This window comes from Schaalia hyovaginalis (genome assembly GCF_014208035.1).
Lineage (GTDB): Bacteria > Actinomycetota > Actinomycetes > Actinomycetales > Actinomycetaceae > Pauljensenia > Pauljensenia hyovaginalis.
The window spans coordinates 128,763-154,428 of record NZ_JACHMK010000001.1; the positions used below are offsets into that span (position 1 = coordinate 128,763).

Sequence of the window (25,666 nt, forward strand, 5' to 3'; positions counted from 1 at the left end):
GTCCTCGGCGGCCGCCCTCCCGGCGAACACGAAGACTCTGCCACCCCGGCAGAGCATGACGAGTAGAGGAAGGTCCAGTGAGCACTTCAGCGAATCCGGACGGCAATCAGCAGGGAAATCGACTCGACCCGTGGTTCAACGCCTACGCCGAACGAGCTCACAACCTGCGGGCCTCCGAGATTCGCGCGCTGTTCTCCGTCGTCTCGCGTCCCGAGGTGGTCTCCCTCGCAGGGGGGATGCCGAACCTCAAGGACCTGCCCCTCGATCGTCTGGCCGAGTCCGCGAAGAAGCTCATCGCGACCGATGGTGCCCAGGCCATGCAGTACGGCTCGGGCCAGGGCTGGGAGGTCTTGCGCGAACGCATCACCGAGGTCATGAGCTACGACGGCATCGTCGGCGCCGATCCCGACGACGTGGTCATCACGACGGGTTCGCAGCAGGCCCTCGACCTCATGACCGAGCTCTTCGTCGACCCGGGCGACGTCATCCTCGCAGAAGCGCCCTCGTACGTGGGCGCCCTCGGAGTCTTCCGCGCCCGACAGGCCGATGTCGTCCACGTTCCCATGGACGAGAACGGACTCATCCCCGAGGCTCTCGAACAGACCATCAAGGACGTCCGCGCCTCCGGCCGGACCATCAAGATGCTCTACACGATCCCGAACTTCCACAACCCGGCGGGCGTGACCCTCTCACTCGAGCGACGCCCCCTCATCGCCGAGATCTGCATGCGCGAGCACCTCCTCATCCTCGAGGACAACCCCTACGGCCTTCTCGGATTCCATTCGGATCCTCTGCCGGCGATCAAGTCCTTCTCGCCCGAGGGCGTCGTCTACCTCGGCTCCTTCTCGAAGATGTTCGCCCCGGGATTCCGCATCGGCTGGGCCTACGCGCCCCACGCGATTCGCGACAAGCTCGTCCTCGCCTCCGAATCGGCGATCCTCTCGCCCTCGATGGTCGGCCAGATGGCGATCGCCGGATACCTCACGGATTACGACTGGTATTCGCAGGTCAAGGCCTTCCGCGCCATGTACGCCGAACGCGCTCAGGCGATGCTCGGCGCCCTCGAGGAGTACATGCCGGATTGCACCTGGACGACGCCCGACGGGGGTTTCTACACCTGGGTGACGCTTCCCGAGGGCCTCGATGCGAAGTCGATGCTCCCGCGCGCAGTCCGCGCCCAGGTCGCCTACGTCGCCGGCACCGCTTTCTTCTACGACGGGCAGGGCGGGGATCATATGCGCCTGTCCTTCTGCTATCCGACCCCCGAACGGATCCGTGAGGGCATTCGTCGCCTGTCCACCGTCGTCAACGCGGAGAAGGAACTCGTCGACATGTTCGGCGCAGGCTTCCACAAGCACGACATCGACGAGGTCGGACCGGGCATCGCGCCGGCTCCGAACGCTCTGTGACCCCTATCCGACGCTCATCCAAGGCCGATTCGAATCGCCTCGCCGGGCACCCGCCCGCTGAGGGAACAAGGAGAAACCCGTGAAATCGAAGGTCCTCATTATCGCCGGCGGTCTCACCCACGAGCGCGACGTCTCCGTCCGTTCGGGTCGTCGGGTGGCCAACGCCCTCGTCCAGGCCGGCTACGAAGTCCGCCTCGCCGACCTCGACCAGCAGCTCACCGCCACTATCGAGTCCTTCTCCCCCGATGTGATCTGGCCGCTCGTCCACGGCTCGATCGGCGAGGACGGCTCTCTTCAGACCCTCCTGGAGGCCCTGGACATCCCCTTCGTCGGTTCCAGCTCGGTCCAGGCCAAGCTCGCCTCCAACAAGCCGACTGCGAAGGCCCTCATCGGCGCCGCGGGTCTGGCCACCCCCGGATGGGCGGCGCTCCCTCAGGTGCTCTTCCGTCAGCTCGGAGCCGCTCCGGTGCTCGACGCCATCGAGTCTCGGACCGTCTTCCCCGTCGTCATCAAGCCGACGGACGGCGGTTCCGCCCTCGGCCTGTCGACCGTCGCCGATGCGACTGAGCTGCGCTCGGCCATGGTCGACGCCTTCGCCTATGGCGAGCACATCATGATCGAGCAGTTCATCGAGGGGCGCGACATCGCGGTCTCGGTGATCGACCTCGAGGACGGCCCCGTGGCCCTTCCTCCGGTTGAGATCGCGACGGATGGGGGGCGCTACGACTACGCTGCGCGCTATACGACTGATGCGACCGAGTACTTCGTGCCCGCGCGCCTCTGCGAGGAGCAGCTCGATGCGCTGCGCCAGGCGGCGATCGAGGCTCACACGATTCTCGGCCTGCGCGACCTGTCACGCATGGACTTCGTGGTGGACGCCGAGGGCGAGTGCTGGTTCATCGATGCGAACGTCATGCCGGGCATGACCGACACCTCCCTGCTTCCGCAGGCCGCCGAGGCTTCGGAGTCCTTCGCCCGCCTGTGCTGCCGCATCGTGGATTTCGTCGCCGCGGGACGGCCGGTTGATGAGGATCCGCTTGACGGGGATCGGCTGGACGAGGGCGACGACGCCTGAGTGTTCTTCGAGTGCGGGGTCCTCCCTTCGGGGAGGACCCCGTTCTGTTTCTCCGCCGGTGCGGGCGCTTCTCCTCAGGTGCAGCAGGCAATGCCCCTCAGGCGCGGGCGGCGCCCCTTGGACGCGGGCGGTTCTCCTCAGGTGCGGGCAGCACCCCTCGATGGCTCGGCAGGACCGTGCTAACGGCCGGCTCCGTGCTGAAGAGCAGTCGACGATGAAGGTGCTCTCGGAGCGCATGAGAAGGCGGAGCCTCCGGAGAGGTGGTACTCCCGGAGAGGCGATGGGGAGAGGAAAGCTCACGAACCCCTATTCAGGCCAGGATGCCGAGCTCTTTCAAGTCCTCGCGCGCCTGGGCGGCGCCGGTCCACAAGATGCCGTGAATGCCGAGGAGCTGGGCTGCTCGGATGTTCTTCTTCCTGTCGTCGAAGAAGATCGCATCGGCCGGATCGACCTCGAATGCTTCAAGGGACTCGCGGTAGATCTGACGATGCGGCTTGCATGAGCCCGCATCGCAGGAGAAGACGAAACTGGTGAAGGCCTTCGCCCATGAGGCGCGTCGGATCTGATCGGCGATGGGCCGGGGCGCGTTTGAGAGGATCCCCAGGCGCGCACCGGCTTGAGCGAGCTCGTCGATGAGCGCTACAGCTTCAGGATCGGCATCGTGCATCCGCATGGAGTCATGTTCGACGAGCTTGGCCAGCACGTCATCGCTGACCTGGGGTTGACCACAGTCCCCCGAGACCCTGTCCCAGAAGTCCCGGTCGCTCGCTCCCGCGTCATAAGCATCGCGGTTCGCCCACATCGCCTGATCCACGAGGGAGACCAGTTCGGACGAGCCGTCGCCGATGAGTTCTGCGATGTAGGCGGGGTCGGGGTGCGAATTGACGAGGACGCCGCCCACGTCGAAGAGAACAGGCCGTGCCAACGGTTCGGCTACCATCGCGCCACCCTCCTCTTCGAACTCCGGGATTGAGACCATTCTCCTTCGTCCCAGTAGGTCGGACCACTTTAGTGGCCTATTGCACGGGGACGAAACGCCCATGCCGGACCCGGTTCTTTCCCCGTCGTTGATGGAAACGATTTCGGGTGTTTCAGCCTTGGCGCGTGATGAGATCCTTGATTCGCTCGAGGTCCTCCTGGCCGGCGAACTCGATGACGATCTTCCCCTTCTTCGCACCTTCGGTGATCGTCACTCGCGTCTCATACAGATTCTCCAATGCGGAGACCACTGATTCGCCGAGCGGTGAGACGACCGGGACGCGAGGTGTGCGCGTTCTCGAAACGGACTTCACTCGACCGAGGCGCACGAGTTCTTCGGTCGTGCGCACCGAGAGGCCTTCGGCGACGATCCGTTCGGCGAGCATCTCCATCTCCTGAGCCGTCCCCAAGGACAGCAAGGCCCTCGCGTGGCCGGCGGAGATCACCTGAGCCGCAACCTTCTTCTGGACTGCGGGCGGAAGCTTGAGCAGGCGCAGCGTATTCGCGATCTGCGGACGCGAGCGCGCAATCCTCTTCGCGAGCTGCTCTTGCGTTGCACCGAAATCAGCCATGAGCTGCTGGTATGCGGAGGCCTCCTCGAGCGGGTTGAGTTGCGCGCGATGAAGGTTCTCCAGCAGCGCATCGCGAAGCAGATCCTCGTCCTCGGTCTGCCGAATGATCGCCGGAACGCTCTCGAGGCCGGCCAGCTCCGATGCGCGAAGGCGCCGTTCGCCCATGATGAGTTCGAAGCGCGCGCTCGGCTTCTCGTCCATGTATTCCACGAGGCGCGGAGAATGCTCGGCATCGAAATCGATCGGTCGTACGACGATCGGTTGAAGCACCCCTACTTCGCGGATCGAGTCACGCAGCTCTGCAAGATCGTCTTCATCGAAGACCTCGCGCGGCTGCCGCGCATTCGGGACGATGTAGTCGATCGGAATATCCGCGAAGGTCGCACCCGGAACGGGCAGAAGATCCTGCGATGTTTCACGTGAAACATCGGCATCGGGACCCGCGTGCTCGCCGTTGTTCTGAGCGACTTCATTCGATGACGGTGAGAGACGCGCGCTGGGCTTGTGCGAGTCAGCAAGTGCAGCCGTTGTCGTCCCCGATTCGGACGAAGACTCCAGCTTGCGATCCGCAGGACTCGCCGAAGAGGAGCGGGCCTGCGACCCCTTCCTTCTTCCATGCCTCACTTGCTCATCAACCGACGAAGAAGCAGATGAAGCATCCTTCCCGTCCGTTCCTCGAGCATTCGTGCTCTTCGCCTCGGAAGGAGTGATGCTCGGCGACTTGCCAGACTTTCGAGCTTTCGACGCGCTTGAAGACTTGGGAATGAGCAAGTCCTTCGCGGAGCCGCCTCGCGCTCGCGAGCGCGCGCCCGAAGGTCGGCCGGGAAAGAGAACGTCGAGGGGATCCACTGATCCCGATGCTGCAACAGAGTCGTCATCATTGGTCACCTGTGAAGGAATCAACGCGCCAAGACCCCTGCCCAAAGCTGCGTGTTTCGTAGCAGCTCTTCCGGAACCAGCGCGATTGCTCTTCTCGTTCACCATAATGACCTCCATCAATGTCGCCCCATTGTTTCACGTGAAACAGTCTCACGGCATCCCGCGCAGGCCGCCTGTGCATGACCGATGCATGTCAGATGTTCGAAGTCGGGAGCGGGTGCGGCGGGGAGTGCAGCTCGATTCCGCTTCTCAAAAGTTCAATCTGAGGAGAAGATTCGAGAGTCGAGCACTGCCAGATGACGAGGCGGACCTTGAGGACGGCCCGTCTATCGGATGGGAAGAGGACTGCGGACAGTGCGATGAACAGCTGAATCCAGAAGAAGATGGAGCGATTGATATCTGGGTGATGATTCGGACAGGGGGACGACAGATGGACAGGGTATCCCGGCGCTCCAGGCCTGAGCTTCTATGGTGCAAAGCTACGCAGGTGGAACGACGCGCACTCTCGTGGCATTGTCGCTCTGGACCGAAGAAGGCCCCCGAAACATGCAGCTGAGACACCCGCCGAGGAGAACCGAGAGGCACCGGAATGCACACGAGATACCTACGCAGAGTGGGACTCCCACCTGCCCCATCCAGCCTGCCCCCGGACTCCGACCTGCCCCCGTCCAACCCGCCCTGCGACTCGGATCTGGCCCGAACACATGGAAGTGCCTGAGGACTGCGGAACACTTCTCCTGGAAGTTCGTGGACACGAGAAGCGGAGTAGAAGGACCTGGACCTGGGCCCAAGATGGGGACAGAGGCCCTACGCGATGCACGAGTCAGATTCAAGAGTGAACAAGACAAGTCGAGACTTAGACGACTGAAGGATGCCCTGATGCGCCGTGCCATCTCGGTCTGCTCGGCCACATCGTGAGGAGGCCGAATGGCCTGAGTGCGGCGATCGAACTGTCGCGGTCCGCCCGGGCCACATCGGGAGGAGATGCGTCAAGCTGCTTTCTCCTCAGGTCTTCACTGATGAGCAGACCATGTTTCACGTGAAACATCGAAGTCCATCGGGTCGGACTTCATCGAGCATCAGATCCGCCGAGCTTGGCTTTCACTGAAGATCAGAATCCTCCGGGCCCGCCTTCGGCGTTGAGGAGTCCGCAAAGGGGATAGCGGCCGACTCATGAGCCGATGACTCATCTATTTCCGTGGGAGAAGCGACATGACGAAGAATGCGAGGCATGCCGAAATAGGGGCCGCTGCGAGAGGGCGAGGATGCACGGGAGCAGGCACGGGAGAGCAGAGGCATGGCGCAATAAGGTCGGGGACGGAAGAGGAGCCACGGTGAGAGGATATCCATAGCGCAACAAGGCTCAGAGCGGGAGAGCAGCCGCGGCGAAAGAAAAGCCCCGCAACACAACAAGGGCAGGGATGGGAAAGCAGCGGCGGCCGAAGCAGCCGCAACGCAATGCCGTCCGCCCCGAATATCGGTCCATGTCGAAACGCCGTAAGTAGCGAGAGATGCGAATGCGGCGGCACAGTGGCCTCTGCCGAAGCTCAGTCAAGCAGAGACGCCGGACAAGGCGAAACTCCGTTCACTCCGAGACACCGAGACACCGAGACACCGAGACACCGAGACACCGAGACACCGAGACACCGAGACACCGAGACACCGAGACACCGAGACACCGAGACACCGAGCTTACCGTCCTGGAAACGATAGAGGAATACGGGGATGGGGCATTCCTCGTCGATCACCCATGAACAAGAGTCCGATCCCCGAACCCGCGCCCCTCCTCAACCCGAAGTCGCCCGCCCACCACCGCTGAGCATCAATCAGTCCCGCTTCAAAGGAAGCATGCGATGAGGACCCCTCATGCTTAAGCCCCATTCAATGTTTCACGTGAAACATCACGGTGACTCCAGGACCAGACCCATGCCATGCACCCTCGAGCAGTGCTCATCATCCGTGGCGAAGGAGGCATCGACTCACTGAAACGAGGGAAGCTGAGGCGCGGCATCAACATGAAGTGTGAATAACACCGATGTGTTTTCGCAGATCAAAGCGACAAAACTGCTCAGCTCCTTCGAAATCGCGCAAGATGCACCGCTCTCCTGACGGAGCCGTCCGGATGACTACGATGGCCGATCAGTCTCCCCCTGAGCGTAAGAAAGCGAGCATCACGAGGAAGGATGCTCGCGCGAAAAAGGGAGAATGCGAGAGGGAAAGGGCGAGAGAGCCAGAGCGAGAGGGCCAGAGCGAGAGAGCCAGAGCGAGAGGGCCAGAGCGAGAGGGCCAGAGCGAGAGGGCCAGAGAGCCAGAGCGAAAGGGTGAGAGAGTGAAAGCGAAAGCGCCAGAGAGTGGGAGCAAAATCGAGACGAGAAGCCTCGACCGAAAGAGCGCGATGGAAGACCGAGAGGAGAGGCCCCGCCCGCGACTCACCCGCTCAGGAACGTGCGAGGCGAAGACTGAGTTCCAGCGCGGCCTTCCGATAGGCGAGGGTTCCGCTGTTCCGGGGATCATAAGTGATGACCGACTGCCCGTATGAGGGCGCCTCCGACACGCGCACCGAACGGGGGATCACGGTCTCCAGGGTGAGATCCGCGAAATGCGCGCGCACCTCGGCCTCCACCTCTTCACTCAAGCGCGTCCTGCGATCAGACATCGTGAGCAGCATGGTCGAGACGTGAAGGCGGGGATTGAGATCGCGTCGGATGCGATCGATCGTCGACCACAGCTGGCTGAGGCCCTCGAGCGCGTAGTACTCCGTCTGGATCGGGATGAGGACCTCGTCCGCGGCGACCATCACATTCAAGGTGACGAGCCCGAGTGACGGCGGGCAATCAATGAGGACGACATCGATATCGCGGACGAGCGCGAGGAACTCCTTCACCGCTTCGGCGAGCCGGAACTCGCGCCGCGGAAGATCGACCAATTCGATCTCGGCTCCCGAAAGATCGATGGTCGCAGGGCACACGAGGAGTCCCTCGACATCCGGGCAGGGCGCGAGGACCTGCGACAGCTGCTGGCCGCCAATGAGGACGTCATAGGTCGAGGGCGTTCCGGCCGAATGCTCAATACCCAGTGCTGAAGAGGCGTTCCCCTGGGCATCCGCATCGATGACCAGAACCTTGAGACCGCCCACGGCCAAAGCGGCGGCAAGGTTGACCGTCGAGGTGGTCTTTCCCACTCCGCCCTTCTGATTCGCAACGGCGATCACCCGGGTGCGCGACGGGCGTCCGAACACGGCGTCCTCGAGAAGGCGCCGATCGCGCATGTTCTGCTCCATCTGGGACAGCAGCGGAGTCGAATCCATGCCAGACAATTCCACGCTCAAAGGACCACCTTCCATCTCACGGCCCGTCCAGTCTACGAGGATCGCCGGCCAAGTGCGGCCGGGCGCACCCGGGCGCGATGAACGAAGAAAGCGGAGGAGCGGAGGCTACTTCGTCCGCTTGCACACGACGACGAAGGTGGACTCCTCCTCCATGATCGAGGGAACCTCATGGATCTTCGCAGCGAGGTGATGGCTCTTGAGCTCGCGTGCGGCCTCTTCCACTTCGAGGGGCGCGCGGCGTCCCTTGAGCGCGACCAGCGAACCCCCCGGCGCGATGAGCTTCGTCGTCATGCGGATCAGCTTCGACATGTTCGCCACCGCCCGGGCCGTCACCACGTCGGCCCGACCCTTGCCCCGCAGCTCCTCGGCGCGCGCCTGGTGCAGGGTGACGTTGTCCAGACCGATCTCGTCGATCACGTCGGAAAGCCACTCGCAGCGCCGCGCCATCGGCTCCGCGAGGTGGACGTCCAGATCCGGACGGCAGATCGCAATGATGATCCCGGGCAGGCCCGCGCCCGAACCGATGTCGAGGACCTGCCCCGACCTCGGCAGGAAGGGAAGGACGGCTGCGGAGTTCACGGCATGACGCGACCAGAGGCGCTCCATTTCGCGGGGCCCCACGAGTCCTCGGATCTCACCCTCCTCCTCGAGCATGCGGACGAAATGCTCGACATCGGCGAAGGAGGATCCGAAGAACTCGCGCACCTCATCCGTCGGCTGCTCGGGAGCGAAGGGATCGCCAACGCGGCGCCCCTTCGCCTCCGCAGCCGCGGCATCCGCGGCCGGTCCCATCCCCGTGCTCACGCCTCTTCGGCTTCCTCTTCACCGGGTTCTTCGGAAGCGAGGATCACCACGCGACGATGGGGTTCGACGCCTTCGGATTCGGAGACGAAGCCCTCGCGGGCCACGACGTCATGGCAGACCTTGCGCTCGAAGGGATTCATCGGATCGAGGCGCTGGGACTCGCCGGTCGCGCGCAAACGGGCGATCGCCTCCATCGTGATCTCCTGGAGCTCGGACTTGCGTTCCGCCCTGAAGCCGGCGATGTCGAGCATGAGGCGCGAACGCTCGCCGGTCTCGGTCTGGACGGCGAGGCGCGTGAGCTCCTGAAGGGCATCGAGGACATCCCCGTCCTCTCCGACGAGGCGCTCGAGGGCGGACGGGTCCTCTGAAACGATCTCGACGCTGGCCCTTCCGTTCTCGACGTCGATCTCGATGTCACCGTCGAGGTCGGCGATGTCGAGGAGCTCCTCGAGGTAGTCGGCAGCGAGCTCGCCTTCTTCTTCGAGGCGCGTCAGCTTGTCCTTCTGATTGTCGGTCATCTAAGTCTCCCGAATTCGAATTGGGTTGAGGTCTTGAGGCGACGGACTTCTCAGCCCCGTCGCGAGTGGCTCACTCGCCCTTGTTCTTGCGCTGCTCCCTGCGGGCGCGCCGGCGCTCCTGGCGACGGCGCTCGAGCTCTTCGGCGCTCTGAACGGGGCTCTGCGCGGCCGCCTGCTTGCGGGCTTCGCGTGCTCGCTGGCGCTCGGCCTCGGCGAGTCGCTCTTCGCGGGACATCTTCTTGTGCTGCTCGCGCCTGGCCTGCTGGGTGCGGCGCTCCTCGGCCTTGGCGGTGGCCTCCTTGACGCCGCGCATCCACATCTCGTCGGGAAGAGTGGTCCACTCCTGCAGGGCGAGGTTGCGCAGCACCGAGACCTTGTCCCCGGCCGTCATCGACTCGGGGAAGTCGGTCGCGACCTTCTGGCCCTTGGCCCGCTTGGCCGCCTCTTCGAAGGTCTTCTCGTTGAGGGCGACGACGCCCGGGTCCTCCGCCGAGGAGGGCAGGCCCGCGCGGGCGAGATCGTAGTCGGCGAAGAAGGGCTTGGCCCATTCGGTGTACTTCGCGTAACGCTTGGCGACGAGCTCCTTGTACGCAGGGGCGCCGGGCGTCGGCATGACCTTGATGGTCCAGTAGGACTGGCCGATCGCCCAGACGGAACCGGTGATCATGTAAACGAGGACGCCCATCTGGAAGAAGGCCCCGGAGAAGAGGTACATGAGCGGCATCATGTAGAGCATGGTCTTCTGCGACTGGACGAGCGGGTTGTTCGGGTCGACGGCCGGGGGCATGTTCTTCACCATCGACATCCGCATGGAGTAGAACATGAGCGCCATCATGATGACGATGAAGAGGACGAAGACGATGACCGCCGCGGTCCCGTCCCCGGAGGTGATCGTGTGCGAGAGGCGCACTCCGAAAACGGTGGAGGCGTCGATCGAGCTCGCGACCTCCTGGTCGATCGGACCGAGGTGATCGGTCTCGATGTCGGCGTACTTGTAGGTGCCCGCGGCGAGGTCCTTGATCGCGTAGATCGCACGGTACATCGCGAAGAGGATCGGCATCTGGACGAGGACGGGCAGGCAGGAGGCGAAGGGGCTCACCTTGTACTTCCTGTACAGGGCCTGGGTCTCCTCGGCCTGCTTCTGGCGGGAGACCTGATCCTTCTTGCCCTTGTACTTGGCCTGAATGCGCTGCATCTCGGGCTGGACGGCCTGCATCGCCCGCGAGCTCTTGATCTGCTTGAGGAAGAGGGGCACGATCGCGATGCGCACGATGAGCGTAAGGAGGACGATCGAGATCACCCAGGCGACGCCTGAACCGGACTCGAATCCGAGCAGGACGAGGAAGTCGTGGATCTTCACCCAGACCCACGCCACAGCCACGGCGAAGGGGTGAAGGATCTTGTCGAACATGCGTGCTCCTTCAAGCAGTTCGGGCGCGGCGCGCGCCCTGTGATCGTCCGGCCTTCGCCGGAGGGTTTTCGGGGACGAGGGCGGCACCCGCGTTCTCGCCCAGGAGGGGTTCGAGCCCCATCGGGGTGGGTCTGACGATGTCGGTCGCATTGCCCGCCCAGTCCTCGGGGGGCGTCCACGGCTCCGGCTTCCATCGGCCTTTGGGCGGCACGCGGTCGACGCCGCCCAGGCTCCAGGGGTTGCACCTGAGGAGTCGCCACGTCCCGAGGATGATGCCCTTGATCGGCCCGTGAACCTCGATGGCTTCCATCGCGTAGGTCGAGCAGCTCGGCGCATAGCGGCATCGCGGGGCGATCATCGGTGAGATGAATCGACGGTAGAGGCGGATCGGGAGGATGAGCACCCACCGGATCGGCCTGCGAATGACCTCGATGATTCGCGCCGGGGCGTTCATTTCGATTCCCAGCGCTTCCAGGCCCGGGCGAGCGCCGAATCCAGGTGGGCGCCCAGTTCCGAGGCGCTGCGGCCGAATGCTCTTCCGCTGGCCCTGACGACGATGCGGCCGCCCTCGGGAATGGAATCGAGGCGATCGCGCATGAGGTGTCGGAGCTGCCTTTTGACCCGGTTGCGTCCCGTCGCCCTTTTGATCTCCCGCTTAGGCACGACGAAACCGACGAGGCGGTCATTGCGCTCCTCGTCGGTTCGTGCGTGGACGATCAGGATCTGATCCCCGGCTCGCGCTCCTTGCCGGAACGTCCGTCGGAAATCCTCGGGATCGACCATCCGGTGTGCGCGAGGCAGCACCAGCGCAGTCTCAGGCGGACAGCTTGGCGCGGCCCTTGCGGCGGCGGGCGGCCAGAATGGCGCGGCCGGCGCGGGTGCTCATGCGAAGACGGAAGCCGTGCGTCTTCGAGCGACGACGGTTGTTCGGCTGGTAGGTCCGCTTGGTGGTCACTGCAGTTCTCCTCGGCGGGAGCGGGCCGACAACTCCCGCTCATCGTTCATGTGGTGGCGACCCCACCGCGATTGCTTCGCGCAGGAGTCGATGGCGCGCCCGCCGAAACGGGCACAGACGAAGAATCAGGTTAGAAGGCCGAAGAACGCGAGTCAATGCCATTCGTCCCGCTGTGACGAAACCCCCGTATTCACACCTGTGGAATTCTCTGTGGGTCGAGCTCGTCCACAGGTGTGAATTCCCGCGCGCCATCCACAGGCCTGTGGAATTCCATCTTTCGGCTTCACCGCGCAGCGCCGCCCGTGTAACTACACAAATGTCATTCGCGCACTTCCTTCCACAGTTTCATCCCCAAGCTGTGAATTACGCTGGGGACGGCTACAGTGACAGAGGATCGAATGGTGCGGAACTCCCTCCATTCGGTGATCGACATCACGCACAGAAGCACCTTGAGGACGGACCGTGGAGACGACATCACTGGACGCTGCCTGGCAGCGGGCTCTCGACACCATTTCCACAGATCACCTCGGACCCGCGGCCTCGACCTATCTGCGCTCCGCCAAGCCCCTCGGCGACATCGAGGGCACCATCTTGCTCGCAGTCCCCTCCGATTTCACGAAGACGTGGATCGAATCCAAGGCGAGCAGCGAGGTCGCGGGGGCTCTTTCAGCGACACTCGGACGCGAGATCCGCATCGCCATCACCGTCGACCCCGCGCTCGCCGCGAGCCTCGACGAGGATGAGGACGACTCCGAGCACTCGAGCGCGCACCCCGGGGAGCGCAGCGGACAGCGGGACCACGCCGACCAGGACGAGCGCCCGACGCAGGCACCCCAGCGCACCCCGGCCCACTCCGAACAGCATCGGACGGCCTCCCCCGCCCCCGCATTCGACGGAGCGCAGACCCGGCTCAACCCGAAGTACACCTTCGACACCTTCGTCATCGGCCCGTCGAACCGCTTCGCGCACGCGGCCGCCCTCGCCGCCTCGGAATCCCCGGGCACCACCTTCAATCCGCTGTTCATCTACGGCGACTCCGGCCTGGGCAAGACGCACCTCCTCCACGCGATCGGCCACTACGCGATCTCGCTCTACCCCAAGCTCAAGGTGCGCTACGTGAACTCCGAGGAGTTCACGAACGAATTCATCAACGCGATCCGCCTCAACAAGACCGACAACTCGCAGGTCGAGGCCTTCCACAGGCGATACCGCGAACTCGACATCCTCCTCATCGACGACATCCAGTTCATCGGCGATAAGGAGCAGACCATGGAGGGCTTCTTCCACACCTTCAACGCGCTCTACGAGGCCGATAAGCAGATCGTCGTGACCTCGGACGTCCACCCGAACTACCTCAACGGCTTCGAAGAGCGCCTGACCTCGCGCTTCGGTTCCGGACTCCTCGTCGACGTCCAGCCGCCGGACCTCGAGACCCGCATCGCGATCCTTCAGAAGAAGGCCGCCACGGATGCCCTCGAGATCCAGCCGGAGGTCTTCGAGTTCATCGCTTCGAGGATCTCCTCGAACATCCGGGAGCTCGAGGGCGCCCTCGTCCGCGTCGTCGCCTACGCGAACCTGACCAAGGAGAGGGTCGACCTCTCCCTCGCGGAGATGATGCTCAAGGACTACGTCTCCGATCCCGATGACAACGAGATCACGATCTCGCTCATCATGGGCCAGTGCGCGGCCTACTTCGGGGTGACGATCGACCAGCTCTGCTCGACCGACCGTTCGCGCAACGTCGTCGAGGCCCGCCAGATCGCGATGTACCTGTGCAGGGAGCTCACCGACCTGTCCCTGCCGAAGATCGGGCAGGCCTTCGGCCGCGACCACACGACCGTCATCCACGCGAACAAGAAGATCCTCGCCCAGATGAAGGAGAAGCGGGAGACCTTCAACCACGTTTCGGAGCTCACGAACCGGATCAAGAAGGCCGCGCGGGGCTCGTAAGGCTCCTCCCGCCCTCGAATCACACCTTTTCCGCCCCGTTCACAATCCCTGTGAGCAGAGCGGTGAATCAGCGTCCTCAGCCTGGGGATTCGAGCGGGGCGCCTGTGAACATCGTGGAATGACATGTTCCGCCGTCCACAGCCCCTCGTGACGGATCCCCATCCTCATCCCCGGAAGCGTGAACACCGCTGAAGGGCCCCAGCGCACGGGAAAACCGTCGTTTCCACAGAATCCACATCCCTGATGATGACAAGATTCTTGTCATTTCGAATGACGCCGGATCACCGCCACCAGCCCCCGCGCCCCGAATGACATGAGCCCCGGACCCGCTCTTTCCAGAGGATTCGCGTCACGCCCCCGGCCCGACGGGTGATCGAGTAACGTTCGCCCGCTCGGGAAGGTAGAGTGAGACGGCGTATCGTCATGTCTTCACGGAGGCCGGAATGAAGTTCACCGTCGCCCGCGATGTCCTCGCCGAGGCAGTGTCCTGGACCGCCAGGGCCCTTCCCGTGCGTCCGGCCAGCCCGATCCTCGCCGGCGTGCGCATACACGCCGCCGCTGAAGAGCTCCACCTCTCCTCCTTCGACTACGAGGTCTCGGCGAACTCCACGATCCCCGCGACCGTCGAGGAACCCGGTGACGTCCTCGTCTCCGGCAGGCTCCTCGCGGACATCTCCAAGTCCTTGCCGTCCAAGCCGGTGACCTTCGAACTCGACGGCCAGAAGGTCAACCTCACCTGCGGCTCCTCGCGCTTCATGCTCGCCGTCATGCCGATCGACGAATACCCCTTGCTGCCCGCGCAGCCCGAGACCGCCGGCGCCATCGATTCGCAGGTCCTCGGTCAGGCCGTCACGCAGGTGTCGATCGCCGCGTCGAAGGATGACACCCTTCCGCTGCTCACGGGCGTGAGGATCGAGATCGACGGCGGACGCATGACCCTGCTCGCGACCGACCGCTACCGCCTCGCGATGCGCGAACTCGAATGGGAGCCCGCCGATCCTTCGATCGAGCAGATCGCCCTGGTCAAGGCGCGCATCCTCCAGGACGTCGCGAAGTCGATGACCTCGGGCGCGAAGGTCGAACTCGGCGTCTCCACGGAGAACCAGCCCGGCGCGTCCTCGCTCATCGGCTTCACCGCCGCGGGCCGCCGCACGACCTCGACCCTCATGGACGGCGACTACCCGCCCGTGCGCAGGCTCTTCCCCGACTCCACGCCGATTCAGGCGGTGTGCGATCGTCACGCCCTGCTCGAGGCCGTCAAGCGCATGGCCCTCGTCGCCGAGCGCAAGACCTCCGTCCGACTGTCCTTCACCGAAGGGCGCCTCGTCCTCGAAGCCGGTCAGGGCGAGAACGCGCAGGCCCTCGAAGCGATCGACGCGACCCTGTTCGGCGAGGAGATCGCCACGGCCTTCAACCCGCAGTTCCTCCTCGACGGCCTGGCCGTCATGGACACGGACTACGTCCGCTTCGGCTTCACGCACCCGAACAAGCCGGCCGTCATGACCGGGCAGACGAAGGCCGATGAGGGCGAGATCTCGACCTTCCGCTACCTCCTCATGCCGATTCGCTTCGGCGTCTGAGGATGCGGGTCTCGCACCTCGCGCTCGACGACTTCCGTTCCTGGCATCACCTGGTCCTCGAGCTGCCCGAGGGGCCGACCGTGCTCCTCGGCGCGAACGGCCAGGGGAAGACGAATCTCGTCGAGGCGATCGCGTACCTGTCGACCTTCTCCTCCCATCGCGTGGGCGCCGACTCGGCGCTCGTCCGCATCCCCATCGACGAGGGCGAAGAGGCGCCCAGGGGCGCCTTCGTCAGAGTGAAGACCGTCGGAGCCGAAGGCCGTGAGAAGGTCCTCGAGCTCGAGATCGTCCGCGGGAAGGCGAACCGCGCGAGGATCAATCGCGCGAACGCCAAGCCCAAGGATCTGCTCGGACTCGTCCGGACCGTCGTCTTCGCACCCGAGGACCTCCAGCTCGTTCGGGGCGAGCCGGGCGCGCGCAGGGCCCTGCTCGACGACCTCGCGATCCAGATGCGCCCCCTCTTCGCCCAGACGCGCAGCGAGTTCGATCGCGTGGCGCGCCAGCGGGCGGCCCTCATGAAGCAGGCGCAGGCGGCGATCCGCAGGGGCCGTGAACCCGAGCTGTCGACGATCGAGATCTGGGATGAGAGGTTCGCGCGACTGTCGGCGGAGGTCACGGCCGCCCGCCACCGGGCGACGAGGATGCTCGCCGGACCGGCCGCGCGCGCCTACGAGGACATCGCCGATTCGCCGCGCGCCCTGTCCCTGGCCTTCGACGCCTCGGTCGACCGGGTGATCGGCACGAGCCGGGACGATCCGGGAAGCGGCGACCTGGAGGACGTCGAGGCGCAGACCCGCAGGCTGCTCGCCGCGCTGGCCGGGATGCGCGAGCAGGAGACGATCCGGGGCGTGAACCTCGTGGGGGCGCATCGCGACGACCTCGGTCTGGTCCTCGGGCACATGCCGGTCAAGGGCTTCGCGAGCCACGGCGAATCCTGGTCGGTGGCGCTGGCCCTGCGGCTCGGATCCTTCGATCTTCTGCGCGAGGAGGGGGAGACGCCGATCCTCATCCTCGATGACGTCTTCGCCGAGCTCGACGCGAAGCGGCGCACGGGACTGGCCGCGCGCGTCGATGCGGCCGATCAGGTCCTCATCACCGCCGCGGTCGAGGCGGACATCCCCGCCGAGCTGGTCGCGCACGTCATCCCCGTCGCCTGGACCCCCGAGGGCGGATCGGTCGCCTCATGAGCGCGATCGCCTCCTCGTGGTCGCAACCCCCTTCCGCCGGGGAGGGGGCGGGTCGCGGCGCGGATCGGGCCGCGACCACTGAGGAGTACCTCGCCCGCGCGCTCGCCCGCGCCCAGCGGGTCGCCCGGGCCAAGGGGTACGTCCGCACCACGGCGCCGACCTGGGGGCTGGAGGAATCGAGGCCGAGCCTGGGCGACCTGCGGGGGGCCTCCGAGGAGACGGCCCTTGATGTCGAGGGCCGATCCGAATCGGCGGGGGAGGGGGCGCCGAGTCCGCTGTCGGGCGATGCGCAGGGCGATCTGCTCGCCCTCGAACGCGCGAAGATCCGGGCGCGCTCGAAATGGGCGAAGGCGCCCGGTCTTGCCGCGATGCGCCTCAACTACCGGCCGGCGGGACGCATCGACCAGGTCCTCGACGCGATGATCGCGAAGAACCACTGGGACACGCCCACGAAGATGGGCTCCATCATGGCGAAGTGGCCGCAGATCGTCGGACCCGATGTGGCCGAGCATTCAACGGTCGAGGCCTTCGAGGACCACGCGCTCATCGTCAGGTGCTCTTCGACGGCGTGGGCGAAACAGCTCCACCTGCTGCTTCAGACGATCGAACGGCGCATCGACGAAGAGGTCGGCCCGGGGGTCGTTCAGCAGGTCATCATCCGGGGTCCGGTCGCGCCCTCGTGGCGCAAGGGGCCCCTGTCGGTCAAGGGCCGGGGTCCCCGCGACACCTACGGGTGAGGGGGAGCGGCGGGAGCATCGGCGAGGGGATCGGCGCCATTCGCCCTCCTTCGATCCGCAATCCTTAGGGTGTCCCTGCTCACAGCGGCATCCTCCCAGGTCGCACGGGGTGTGAGATGGCCCTGCCGACCGGGGGCGAGCCCTGTTGAATGGCCGTTCTTGCTAGAATCGATGGGGTGAATATTCGGGTGAACAGCCCGAATGGATGAGGGGAGCCGCGTGGCTGACAACGAGAAGACGACGAATGGTTCCGAAAGCTACGGCGCTTCGGACATCACCGTTCTCGAGGGCCTGGAGGCCGTCCGCAAGCGTCCGGGCATGTACATCGGCTCGACCGGCGAACGCGGCCTGCACCACCTGGTCTACGAAGTCGTCGACAACTCCGTCGATGAGGCGCTTGCCGGCTACGCGAGCCACATCGAGGTGACGATCCTCGCCGACGGCGGCATCCGCGTCATCGACGACGGGCGGGGCATCCCCGTCGATCTGCATCCGACCGAGGGCAAGCCGACCGTCGAGGTCGTCATGACGATCCTCCACGCCGGCGGCAAGTTCGGCGGCGGCGGCTACGCGGTCTCCGGCGGCCTGCACGGCGTCGGCATCTCCGTCGTCAACGCCCTGTCGACCCGCGTCGACACGATTGTGCGCCGTCAGGGTTACGCCTGGCGCATGTCCTTCGCCAACGGCGGCACCCCGATCACCGAGCTCGTCCGCGGCGAGGAGACCGATGAGACGGGCACGACCCAGACCTTCTACCCGGACCCCGAGATCTTCGAGACCACCGAGTTCTCCTTCGAGACCCTGCGTCAGCGCTTCCAGCAGATGGCCTTCCTCAACAAGGGCCTGCGGATCACCCTCACCGACGAGCGCCCGAACGCCGTCGACGACGGCGATGAGATCACGGGCGATGAGCTCGGCACCGCGGACGATCCGGTCCCCGGTTTCCGCCAGGTGTCCTACTGCTACGAGCACGGCCTGCGCGACTACGTCGAATACATCGACTCGGCGAAGAAGAACGAGCCGATCAACGCCGAGATCATCGACTTCGAGTCCGAGAACGACGAGGGCACGATGAGCGTCGAGATCGCGATGCAGTGGACCACCGCCTACTCCTCCTCGGTCCACACCTTCGCGAACACGATCAACACGACCGAGGGCGGCATGCATGAGGAGGGCTTCCGTACGGCCCTGACGACCCTCGTCAACCGCTACGGGCGCGACAAGGGGATCATCAAGGACAAGGACGACAACCTCACCGGCGACGACATCCGCGAGGGCCTGACCGCAGTCATCTCCATCAAGCTCACCGAGCCCCAGTTCGAGGGCCAGACGAAGACGAAGCTCGGCAACACCGAGGCCCGCACCTTCGTTCAGCAGCAGGTGTACGCCCAGCTCGGGGACTGGTTCGACGCCCACCCCGCCGACGCGAAGGCCATCATCACGAAGGGTCAGCAGGCGCAGGCGGCCAGGGTCGCGGCCCGCAAGGCCCGTGAGGCGACCCGCCGTAAGGGCGTCCTCGAATCCGCCTCCATGCCCGGCAAGCTCCGCGACTGCTCCTCGCGCAACCCTGCCGACTGCGAGATCTTCATCGTCGAGGGCGACTCCGCCGGCGGTTCGGCCGTCGGCGGCCGCGACCCCGAGCACCAGGCGATCATGCCGATCAGGGGCAAGATCCTCAACGTCGAGAAGGCGCGCCTGGACCGGGCCCTGTCCTCGGACACGATCCGCTCGCTCATCACCGCCTTCGGCACGGGCATCGGCGAGGACTTCGACCTCGACAAGCTCCGCTACGGGAAGATCGTCATCATGGCCGACGCCGACGTCGACGGCCAGCACATCGCCACCCTCCTGCTCACGCTCCTCTTCCGCTACATGCGGCCCCTCATCGAGCACGGGCACACCTACATCGCGATGCCCCCGCTCTACCGGATCAAGTGGACGAACGCCGAGCACGAGTTCGCCTACTCCGACAAGGAGCGCGACAAGCTCCTCGCCGAAGGGCAGGCCCAAAACCGGCGCCTGCCCAAGGAGGGCGGCATCCAGCGCTACAAGGGCCTGGGCGAGATGAACGACCACGAGCTCTGGGAGACCACGATGGACCCGGCGCACCGGATCCTCAAGCAGGTGACCCTCGACGAGGCCGCCGACGCCGACGAGATCTTCACGATCCTCATGGGCGACGACGTCGACCGCAGGCGCTCCTTCATCCAGCGCAACGCCGCGGACGTGCGCTTCCTCGACATCTGACATCGACCGAACCAGTCTTATCAAGGCGAGGGCCCCGCCCTCGTCACCCCCGAAGCGAAGGACGAACGTGAGCGACGAGCACACCACTGAGACCGAAGCGGCGGTCGATTTCGACCGCGTCCAGCAGGTCGACCTGCAGGTCGAGATGCAGAGGTCCTACCTCGACTACGCGATGAGCGTCATCGTCGGACGCGCCCTGCCCGACGTGCGCGACGGCCTCAAGCCCGTCCACCGCCGCGTCCTCTACGCCATGTACGACGGCGGATACCGCCCGACCTCGTCCTTCTCGAAGTCCTCGCGCGTCGTCGGCGACGTCATGGGCAACTACCACCCGCACGGCGACTCGGCGATCTACGACGCCCTCGCGCGCCTCGTCCAATGGTGGTCCCTGCGCTACCCGCTGGTCGCCGGCCAGGGCAACTTCGGCACGCCCGGCAACCTCGGCCCCGCCGCACCCCGGTACACGGAGTGCAAGATGGCGCCCCTCGCCATGGAGATGGTCCGCGACATCGACGAGGACTCCGTCGATTTCCAGGACAACTACGACGGCAAGAACCAGGAGCCGACGATCCTGCCGGCCCGCTTCCCCAACCTCCTGGTCAACGGCTCCGAGGGCATCGCCGTCGGCATGGCGACCCGCATCCCGCCGCACAACCTCCGCGAGGTCGCCAAGGGCGTCCAGTGGTCCCTCGACAACCCCGAGGCCTCCCGCGAAGAACTCCTCGAAGCCCTCATCCGCATCATCCCCGGCCCGGACTTCCCGACCGGCGCCACGATCCTCGGGCACAAGGGCATTGAAGAGGCCTACCGGACGGGTCGCGGCTCCATCACGCAGCGGGCCGTCGTCTCCGTCGAGGAGATCCACGGCCGCCAGTGCCTCGTGGTCACCGAACTGCCCTACCAGGTCAACCCGGACAACCTCGCCGACAAGATCGCCCAGCTGGTCCGCGACGGCCAGATCCAGGGGATCGCCGACATCCGCGATGAGACCTCGGGCCGCACCGGTCAGCGCCTCGTCATCGTCCTCAAGCGCGACGCGGTCGCCAAGGTCGTCCTCAACAACCTCTACAAGCGGACCTCGCTGCAGGAGAACTTCTCGGCGAACATGCTCGCCCTGGTCGACGGGGTGCCCAGGACGCTGTCGATCGACGGCTTCATCCGGCACTGGATCGCCCACCAGATGCAGGTCATCGTGCGGCGCACGCAGTTCCGCCTCAACAAGGCCCTCGACCGCCTCCACATCCTCGAGGGCTACCTCAAGGCCCTCGACGCCCTCGATGAGGTCATCGCCCTCATCCGCTCCTCCGCGACCGTGGACAAGGCGCGATCCGGCCTCATGGAGCTGCTCGAGGTCGACGAGGTCCAGGCCGACGCGATCCTCGCCCTCCAGCTGCGCCGACTCGCCGCCCTCGAACGTCAGAAGATCCTCGACGAGCACACCGAGCTCATGGCGCGCGTCACCGACCTGCGCGACATCCTCGCCAAGCCGGAGCGCCAGCGGGCCATCATCTCCGAAGAGCTCGCCGAGATCGTCGAGAAGTACGGGGACGAGCGCCGCACGCGCATCGTCCCCTTCGACGGGGAGATGAGCATGGAGGACCTCATCCCCGAAGAGGACGTCGTCGTCACCATCACCCGCGACGGCTTCGCCAAGCGCACCCGCACCGACAACTACCGTTCGCAAAAGCGCGGCGGCAAGGGCGTGCGCGGCACCCAGCTGCGCGGCGGCGACGTCGTCGAGCACTTCTTCGTCACGACGACCCACCACTGGCTCCTGTTCTTCACGAACCTCGGGCGCGTCTACCGGGCGAAGGCCTACGAGATCCCCGAGGGCGGCCGTGACGCGAAGGGCCAGCACGTCGCGAACCTCCTGGCCTTCCAGCCCGATGAGAAGATCGCGCAGGTCCTCGCGATCCGCGACTACGACATGGCCGACTACCTCGTGCTCGCGACGAAGTCGGGCCTGGTGAAGAAGACCCCGCTCAAGCTCTACGACTCCCCGCGTTCGGGCGGCATCATCGCGATCAACCTGCGCGAGGACGAGGAGGGACGGCCCGACGAGGTCGTCTCCGCCCAGGTCATCTGCGCCGACCAGGACCTCATCCTCGTGTCGCGCGACGGCCAGGCGGTGCGCTTTGCCGCCACCGACGAGCAGCTGCGCCCGATGGGCCGATCGACCTCGGGCGTGCGCGGCATGAAGTTCCGCGGCGATGACGAGCTCTTGTCCATGGAGGTGCCGCGCGAGGGCGCGGACCTGCTCATCGTCACCGAGTCCGGATACGCCAAGCGCACCCCCGTCGAGGAGTACCCGACGAAGGGGCGCGGCACCATGGGCGTGCGCGTCGGCAAGCTCGTCGACGAGCGCGGCGGCCTGGTGGGCGCCCTCGTCGTGAACCCGGACGAGGACGTCATGGTCATCACCGAGTCCGGCAAGCTCGTCCAGGTCAATGCCTCCGATGTGCGCCCGACCTCCCGCAACACGATGGGCGTCATCTTCGCCCGCCCCGACGGGGACGACCGGATCATTGCGATCACCCCGAACCCGGAGCGCGAGATGGATGAGGAGGAGTCCGCGGAGGCGTCTGCGGCAGAGGACTCATCTGTGGAGGCGGAGGCGCGCGGAGCGGGGGACGCCGAGTCCCCGACGAGTGGCGATTCCGCGCAGTCGGACGCGAATGACGACGAAACCGCCGTCGAGGCTGTAGCGTCAGACCTGAACTCCATTGAGGAAGGCAACGAGGAATGAGCGACGAGACGACCGTGTACGCCACCGAAGACGCTCCCCGCAGGGTCGACCTGGCGGTTGCCCGCATCGACGCGTGGACCGTCATGAAGGTGAGCTTCCTGCTGTCCGTCGCCCTCGGCATCGCCCTCGTCATCGGCACGGCGGTCCTGTGGCTCATGGTCGACGGCATGCACGTCTTCTCGACGATCGAGGAGTTCCTCACGACGATCGGCGCGCAGAAGTTCACGGTGCTGCTCGACTACGTGCGCCTGCCGAAGGTGCTGTCCTACGCGACGATCGCCGCCGTGGCCAACGTCGTCCTGCTCACCGCCGCCTCCACCGTGGGCGCGATGCTCTACAACGTCATCGCCTCCCTGGTCGGCGGCATCAAGGTCTCCCTCATGGACGAGTGAGGCGAGCGGCGCCCGAGAGCTTTCGGGTGCGCGCGCCTGTCGTTCCTTCGGGGGTGCGCGCTTGTCAGTCCTCCGTGGGTGCGCGTCGATTTTCCCTTCGGGCGCGCCGATCGACTCCGTGCCGCAGTTCACGTCGTCGGATTTGCCGGTGCGTGTGAAGTGCGGTTACGATAATCCGGTGCCCGAGGGGTACGGATTTGGGCCTATAGCTCAGTAGGTTAGAGCGCAGTCCTGATAAGACTGAGGTCGGTGGTTCGAGCCCACCTAGGCCCACCATCCGCGACGAAGGAAAGGCGGAGATCCCATGAAGAAGTGGATCGGGGTTCTTTCGACGGTCGCAGCGGCCGTCGCCATCGGAATCGTCATTCGACAGATCTCCCAGGATCTTTCCGATAACGTCGAGCTCTGGAAGTCCGTCACAGACGAAACCCTGGACTGATTCCTTCACAAGGGGCTATGGCGCAATTGGTAGCGCACCTGCTTTGCAAGCAGGGGGTTACGGGTTCGAGTCCCGTTAGCTCCACCATAAGAATCCGCATGATTCCAACGAAAAATCGTGTAGTCGGCCCCGCGGTTTGCCTGAGCGTGTAGCCATTCGTGTAGCCATTCAGGCAATGACGCGGGGCCTGCGCTAAGCGCAGGCCCCGGAGTTGGCGTTCCCCGGCCTGACGCAGCCGGTACCACCCACACCCGCACCCTATACGCGCCCCGTCGGCAACGCCATCGGTGCACAATTGATGCCGACCCAACAATCAGGAGGCCACTGTGGACCCCATCATGCAATTCAAATCCCACATCCACGGCAAAAACGCCGACGTGAGGATCTACCCCGACCGCGTCGAATGGACCCGCAAAGGCTGGCTCGGCGCCGGATCCAAAGCCGCCCTCGGGTTCATGACCATGGGCGCCTCCCTCCTCGCCACCGGAATCCGACGCAGCGAAGACGGCGAAATCATCCCACTCAACGCCATCACCCACATCGGCAAACACCGAGGCAAAGGGCTCAACACCGAAGTCGTCCTCACCACCTCCGGCGGCGACCTCGCCATGCGAGTCCACCACGGACAAGCCGACCTCATCATCGCCACCATCCACCAGATCCAACGCGACGGCTACACCCTCCCGTCCGCCTCACAGATGCCCATGACGCCACCCCAACCGACCCCCGTACCTGCGAGCGCACCGACACCCGCGATTCCCGACGTCGCCGAGCAGCTCTCCAAACTCGGGCACCTCCGCGACGCAGGCATCCTCACGGAGGAAGAGTTCGCGACGAAAAAAGCCGACCTCCTCTCCCGCCTCTGACCTCACCCCAGGGCCGCTTCAGCCGATCGCCACAGACCGGAGAAGCGGGGTTATAGGACAAGACGTGTTGGTTTGACTTGGGTTTTTTGGCTTGTTGGTGCGGGAAAGTTGGGTTCAAAGTTGCTGGGCGCCAACTTTGAGGGTGGACAAAATGTGTTGGTAGAACGTCGACTTTTCGGCTTGTTGGTGCGGGAAAGTTGGGTTCAAAGTTGGTGCTGGCACATTCGGTGAGTGAACATCCTGAAATGTGCCTCTTGTGGCAGGAAGTTGATCCGGTACGGACTGTCGAAAACGGGCAAGCAGAGGTGGCAGTGCACCTCGTGCCATTCAACGGGCGTGCAGCGGATTGACGCCACCGCGAAGCATCTGGACAACTTCCTCGCGTGGCTGCTTGGTGGGGCCAGGCAGGCGGACATGCCAGGTGGTGGCAGGTCGTTTCGTAGGCGCTGTGAGCGTTTGTGGGAGGTCTGGCCCTTGTCTGCGGTCGTGGATGAGGTCCACGAGGTCGTCTTCGTTGACGGCCTGCACTTGGGGCGTAAAGCGGTCGTGTTGATCGCCCAGACACGAGAGCATGTGTTGGGCTGGTATGTCGCAAGGAGTGAGAACTCGCGTGCGTGGGAGGCCCTCATGAACCGGATCGCGCCTCCGGTCGTGGTGGTGTCTGATGGGGGGAGCGGCTTTGAGAAGGCCCGAAAGAAAGCGTGGCCTAACACTCGGGTTCAAAGGTGCACCTTCCACGTGTTCGGGATCGTCAAACAAGCCACTACCACGCGGCCGAAATTGGCGTGTTCGCGCGAGTTCTACCAGATTGGCACGCGGCTGCTTCACGTGAAGGATCGCGAACAAGCGACCGTGTGGGTTCAGGACTATATGGCGTGGTGCGTGAGGTGGGAGGACTTCCTCGCCGAGAAGACCCCTACCCCTGACGGCGGCTGGGAGTACACGCACGAACGCCTCGTGCGGGCGCGCAACAGTGTGAACCGGCTACTTGGTCAAGGGGGTGTTGTTCACCTACACCGACCCTCAGTTCGAGGGGGTGCTGCCGGCGATGAACAACCAGATCGAAGGGGCCACGAATGCGCCTTTGCGGCAGATGCTGCGCGACCATCGTGGCATGCGGCTGAGCCGGCGGATCAAAGCGATCTTCTGGTGGTGCTACATGCACACCGAACATCCCCTGCCTGCAGCCAAGATCCTCAAGGTCATGCCCACCGACGCCCAGATCGAAGACGCCTGGCACCACGCCTCACGCGAACACGGCGTCGCCGCGACTATCCCCCGGTGGGGCGACGCCATCTGCTGGCACGAACTCCACCACACAAGCCCCCACCGAAACGACTGGGACTAACCCTCCACCAACTCCTTTTGTCCTTTAACCCGAGAAGCGGCCCTCGATCATGTCGAGCAGCCGAGCGGTCCCGGTCCCGTCGCGTACACCGGTGACACCACCGATCCTGCGCGACGACACGGCAGGCCAGCACCGCCCGATCCTGGTCCACGCGTTGCCCGCCGGCCTGCAGGCCCAGGTCATCCAGCCCGGCGAAGGTGGTCACGTCGGGGGTAGTGAAGGTAGCGTCGCGCATGTCGAGGTCT

20 protein-coding genes, 2 tRNA genes and 2 pseudogenes are annotated in these 25,666 nt (G+C 65.0%); 14 read left to right on the top strand and 10 right to left on the bottom strand.

Annotated elements, in window-relative coordinates; translation table 11 throughout:
• Window positions 1–77: 77 nt before the first annotated feature.
• The gene (locus tag HD592_RS00555) at window positions 78–1,409 is read left to right on the top strand and encodes an aminotransferase-like domain-containing protein (protein ID WP_184451265.1); all 1,332 of its coding nucleotides are present in this window, start codon (window positions 78–80) and stop codon (window positions 1,407–1,409) included.
• Between the two features lie 79 nt (window positions 1,410–1,488).
• Window positions 1,489–2,484 carry a D-alanine--D-alanine ligase gene (locus tag HD592_RS00560; RefSeq protein WP_184451266.1) on the top strand — a complete coding sequence of 332 codons (996 nt, stop codon included), beginning with the start codon at window positions 1,489–1,491 and terminating at the stop codon, window positions 2,482–2,484.
• Window positions 2,485–2,794: 310 nt separating this feature from the next.
• Here HD592_RS00560 and HD592_RS00565 read toward each other — a convergent pair whose 3' ends face one another.
• The 9 genes from HD592_RS00565 to rpmH form a co-directional block, all read right to left on the bottom strand.
• Window positions 2,795–3,424, bottom strand: coding sequence for an HAD family hydrolase (locus HD592_RS00565; protein WP_184451267.1), 630 nt, complete (start codon window positions 3,422–3,424; stop codon window positions 2,795–2,797).
• A gap of 151 nt (window positions 3,425–3,575) precedes the next feature.
• Complete coding sequence (locus HD592_RS00570) at window positions 3,576–5,018, bottom strand: ParB/RepB/Spo0J family partition protein (protein WP_184451268.1); 1,443 nt, start codon at window positions 5,016–5,018, stop codon at window positions 3,576–3,578.
• A 2,332-nt stretch (window positions 5,019–7,350) separates the two neighbouring features.
• Window positions 7,351–8,220 (bottom strand): ParA family protein, encoded by an 870-nt coding sequence (locus HD592_RS00575; RefSeq protein ID WP_277298728.1) that lies wholly within the window; start codon window positions 8,218–8,220, stop codon window positions 7,351–7,353.
• Window positions 8,221–8,346: 126 nt separating this feature from the next.
• The gene (rsmG, locus tag HD592_RS00580) at window positions 8,347–9,033 is read right to left on the bottom strand and encodes a 16S rRNA (guanine(527)-N(7))-methyltransferase RsmG (protein ID WP_184454288.1); all 687 of its coding nucleotides are present in this window, start codon (window positions 9,031–9,033) and stop codon (window positions 8,347–8,349) included.
• Between the two features lie 8 nt (window positions 9,034–9,041).
• Window positions 9,042–9,563: a Jag family protein gene (locus HD592_RS00585; protein WP_184451269.1), complete on the bottom strand. Its 522-nt coding sequence runs from the start codon at window positions 9,561–9,563 to the stop codon at window positions 9,042–9,044.
• Window positions 9,564–9,633: 70 nt separating this feature from the next.
• Window positions 9,634–10,974 carry a membrane protein insertase YidC gene (gene yidC / locus HD592_RS00590; protein WP_184451270.1) on the bottom strand — a complete coding sequence of 447 codons (1,341 nt, stop codon included), beginning with the start codon at window positions 10,972–10,974 and terminating at the stop codon, window positions 9,634–9,636.
• A 10-nt stretch (window positions 10,975–10,984) separates the two neighbouring features.
• Window positions 10,985–11,428: a membrane protein insertion efficiency factor YidD gene (gene yidD, locus HD592_RS00595; protein ID WP_184451271.1), complete on the bottom strand. Its 444-nt coding sequence runs from the start codon at window positions 11,426–11,428 to the stop codon at window positions 10,985–10,987.
• Window positions 11,425–11,778, bottom strand: a complete 354-nt coding sequence (gene rnpA / locus HD592_RS00600; protein WP_184451272.1) for a ribonuclease P protein component — start codon at window positions 11,776–11,778, stop codon at window positions 11,425–11,427. Before rnpA ends, yidD begins: the two co-directional genes overlap by 4 nt.
• Window positions 11,779–11,788: 10 nt before the next feature.
• On the bottom strand, window positions 11,789–11,929 hold the full coding sequence (rpmH, locus tag HD592_RS00605; protein WP_009212821.1) for a 50S ribosomal protein L34: 141 nt from the start codon (window positions 11,927–11,929) through the stop codon (window positions 11,789–11,791).
• A gap of 462 nt (window positions 11,930–12,391) precedes the next feature.
• Between rpmH and dnaA the strand changes: the two genes are divergently transcribed.
• The 12 genes and pseudogenes from dnaA (at window position 12,392) to HD592_RS00660 (ending at window position 25,421) form a co-directional block, all read left to right on the top strand.
• Window positions 12,392–13,879: a chromosomal replication initiator protein DnaA gene (dnaA, locus tag HD592_RS00610; protein ID WP_184451273.1), complete on the top strand. Its 1,488-nt coding sequence runs from the start codon at window positions 12,392–12,394 to the stop codon at window positions 13,877–13,879.
• 443 nt (window positions 13,880–14,322) lie between these two features.
• Entirely contained in the window at window positions 14,323–15,459 is a 1,137-nt protein-coding gene (gene dnaN, locus HD592_RS00615) for a DNA polymerase III subunit beta (protein ID WP_184451274.1), read from the top strand.
• Between the two features lie 2 nt (window positions 15,460–15,461).
• On the top strand, window positions 15,462–16,646 hold the full coding sequence (gene recF / locus HD592_RS00620) for a DNA replication/repair protein RecF (protein WP_184451275.1): 1,185 nt from the start codon (window positions 15,462–15,464) through the stop codon (window positions 16,644–16,646).
• A complete protein-coding gene (locus HD592_RS00625; RefSeq protein WP_184451276.1) occupies window positions 16,643–17,383 on the top strand; it encodes a DciA family protein in 741 nt (246 codons plus the stop codon). The genes recF and HD592_RS00625 overlap by 4 nt, the downstream gene beginning before the upstream one ends.
• A 201-nt stretch (window positions 17,384–17,584) precedes the next feature.
• On the top strand, window positions 17,585–19,630 hold the full coding sequence (gene gyrB / locus HD592_RS00630; protein WP_221437782.1) for a DNA topoisomerase (ATP-hydrolyzing) subunit B: 2,046 nt from the start codon (window positions 17,585–17,587) through the stop codon (window positions 19,628–19,630).
• 67 nt (window positions 19,631–19,697) lie between these two features.
• Entirely contained in the window at window positions 19,698–22,376 is a 2,679-nt protein-coding gene (gyrA, locus tag HD592_RS00635; protein WP_184451278.1) for a DNA gyrase subunit A, read from the top strand.
• Window positions 22,373–22,768, top strand: coding sequence for a DUF3566 domain-containing protein (locus HD592_RS00640; RefSeq protein WP_184451279.1), 396 nt, complete (start codon window positions 22,373–22,375; stop codon window positions 22,766–22,768). The genes gyrA and HD592_RS00640 overlap by 4 nt, the downstream gene beginning before the upstream one ends.
• A 199-nt stretch (window positions 22,769–22,967) precedes the next feature.
• A tRNA-Ile gene (locus HD592_RS00645) sits at window positions 22,968–23,044 on the top strand.
• Window positions 23,045–23,072: 28 nt separating this feature from the next.
• Window positions 23,073–23,207: a DLW-39 family protein gene (locus HD592_RS11850; protein WP_221437783.1), complete on the top strand. Its 135-nt coding sequence runs from the start codon at window positions 23,073–23,075 to the stop codon at window positions 23,205–23,207.
• 11 nt (window positions 23,208–23,218) lie between these two features.
• A tRNA-Ala gene (locus tag HD592_RS00650) sits at window positions 23,219–23,294 on the top strand.
• A 239-nt stretch (window positions 23,295–23,533) separates the two neighbouring features.
• Window positions 23,534–24,073 carry an SHOCT domain-containing protein gene (locus tag HD592_RS12435; RefSeq protein WP_221437784.1) on the top strand — a complete coding sequence of 180 codons (540 nt, stop codon included), beginning with the start codon at window positions 23,534–23,536 and terminating at the stop codon, window positions 24,071–24,073.
• Window positions 24,074–24,304: 231 nt separating this feature from the next.
• Window positions 24,305–25,421 (top strand): annotated as a pseudogene (locus HD592_RS00660) (IS1249 family transposase).
• Window positions 25,422–25,506: 85 nt separating this feature from the next.
• Here HD592_RS00660 and HD592_RS12070 read toward each other — a convergent pair.
• Window positions 25,507–25,656 (bottom strand): annotated as a pseudogene (locus HD592_RS12070) (ISL3 family transposase); the annotation flags it as partial.
• Between the last annotated feature and the right edge of the window lie 10 nt (window positions 25,657–25,666).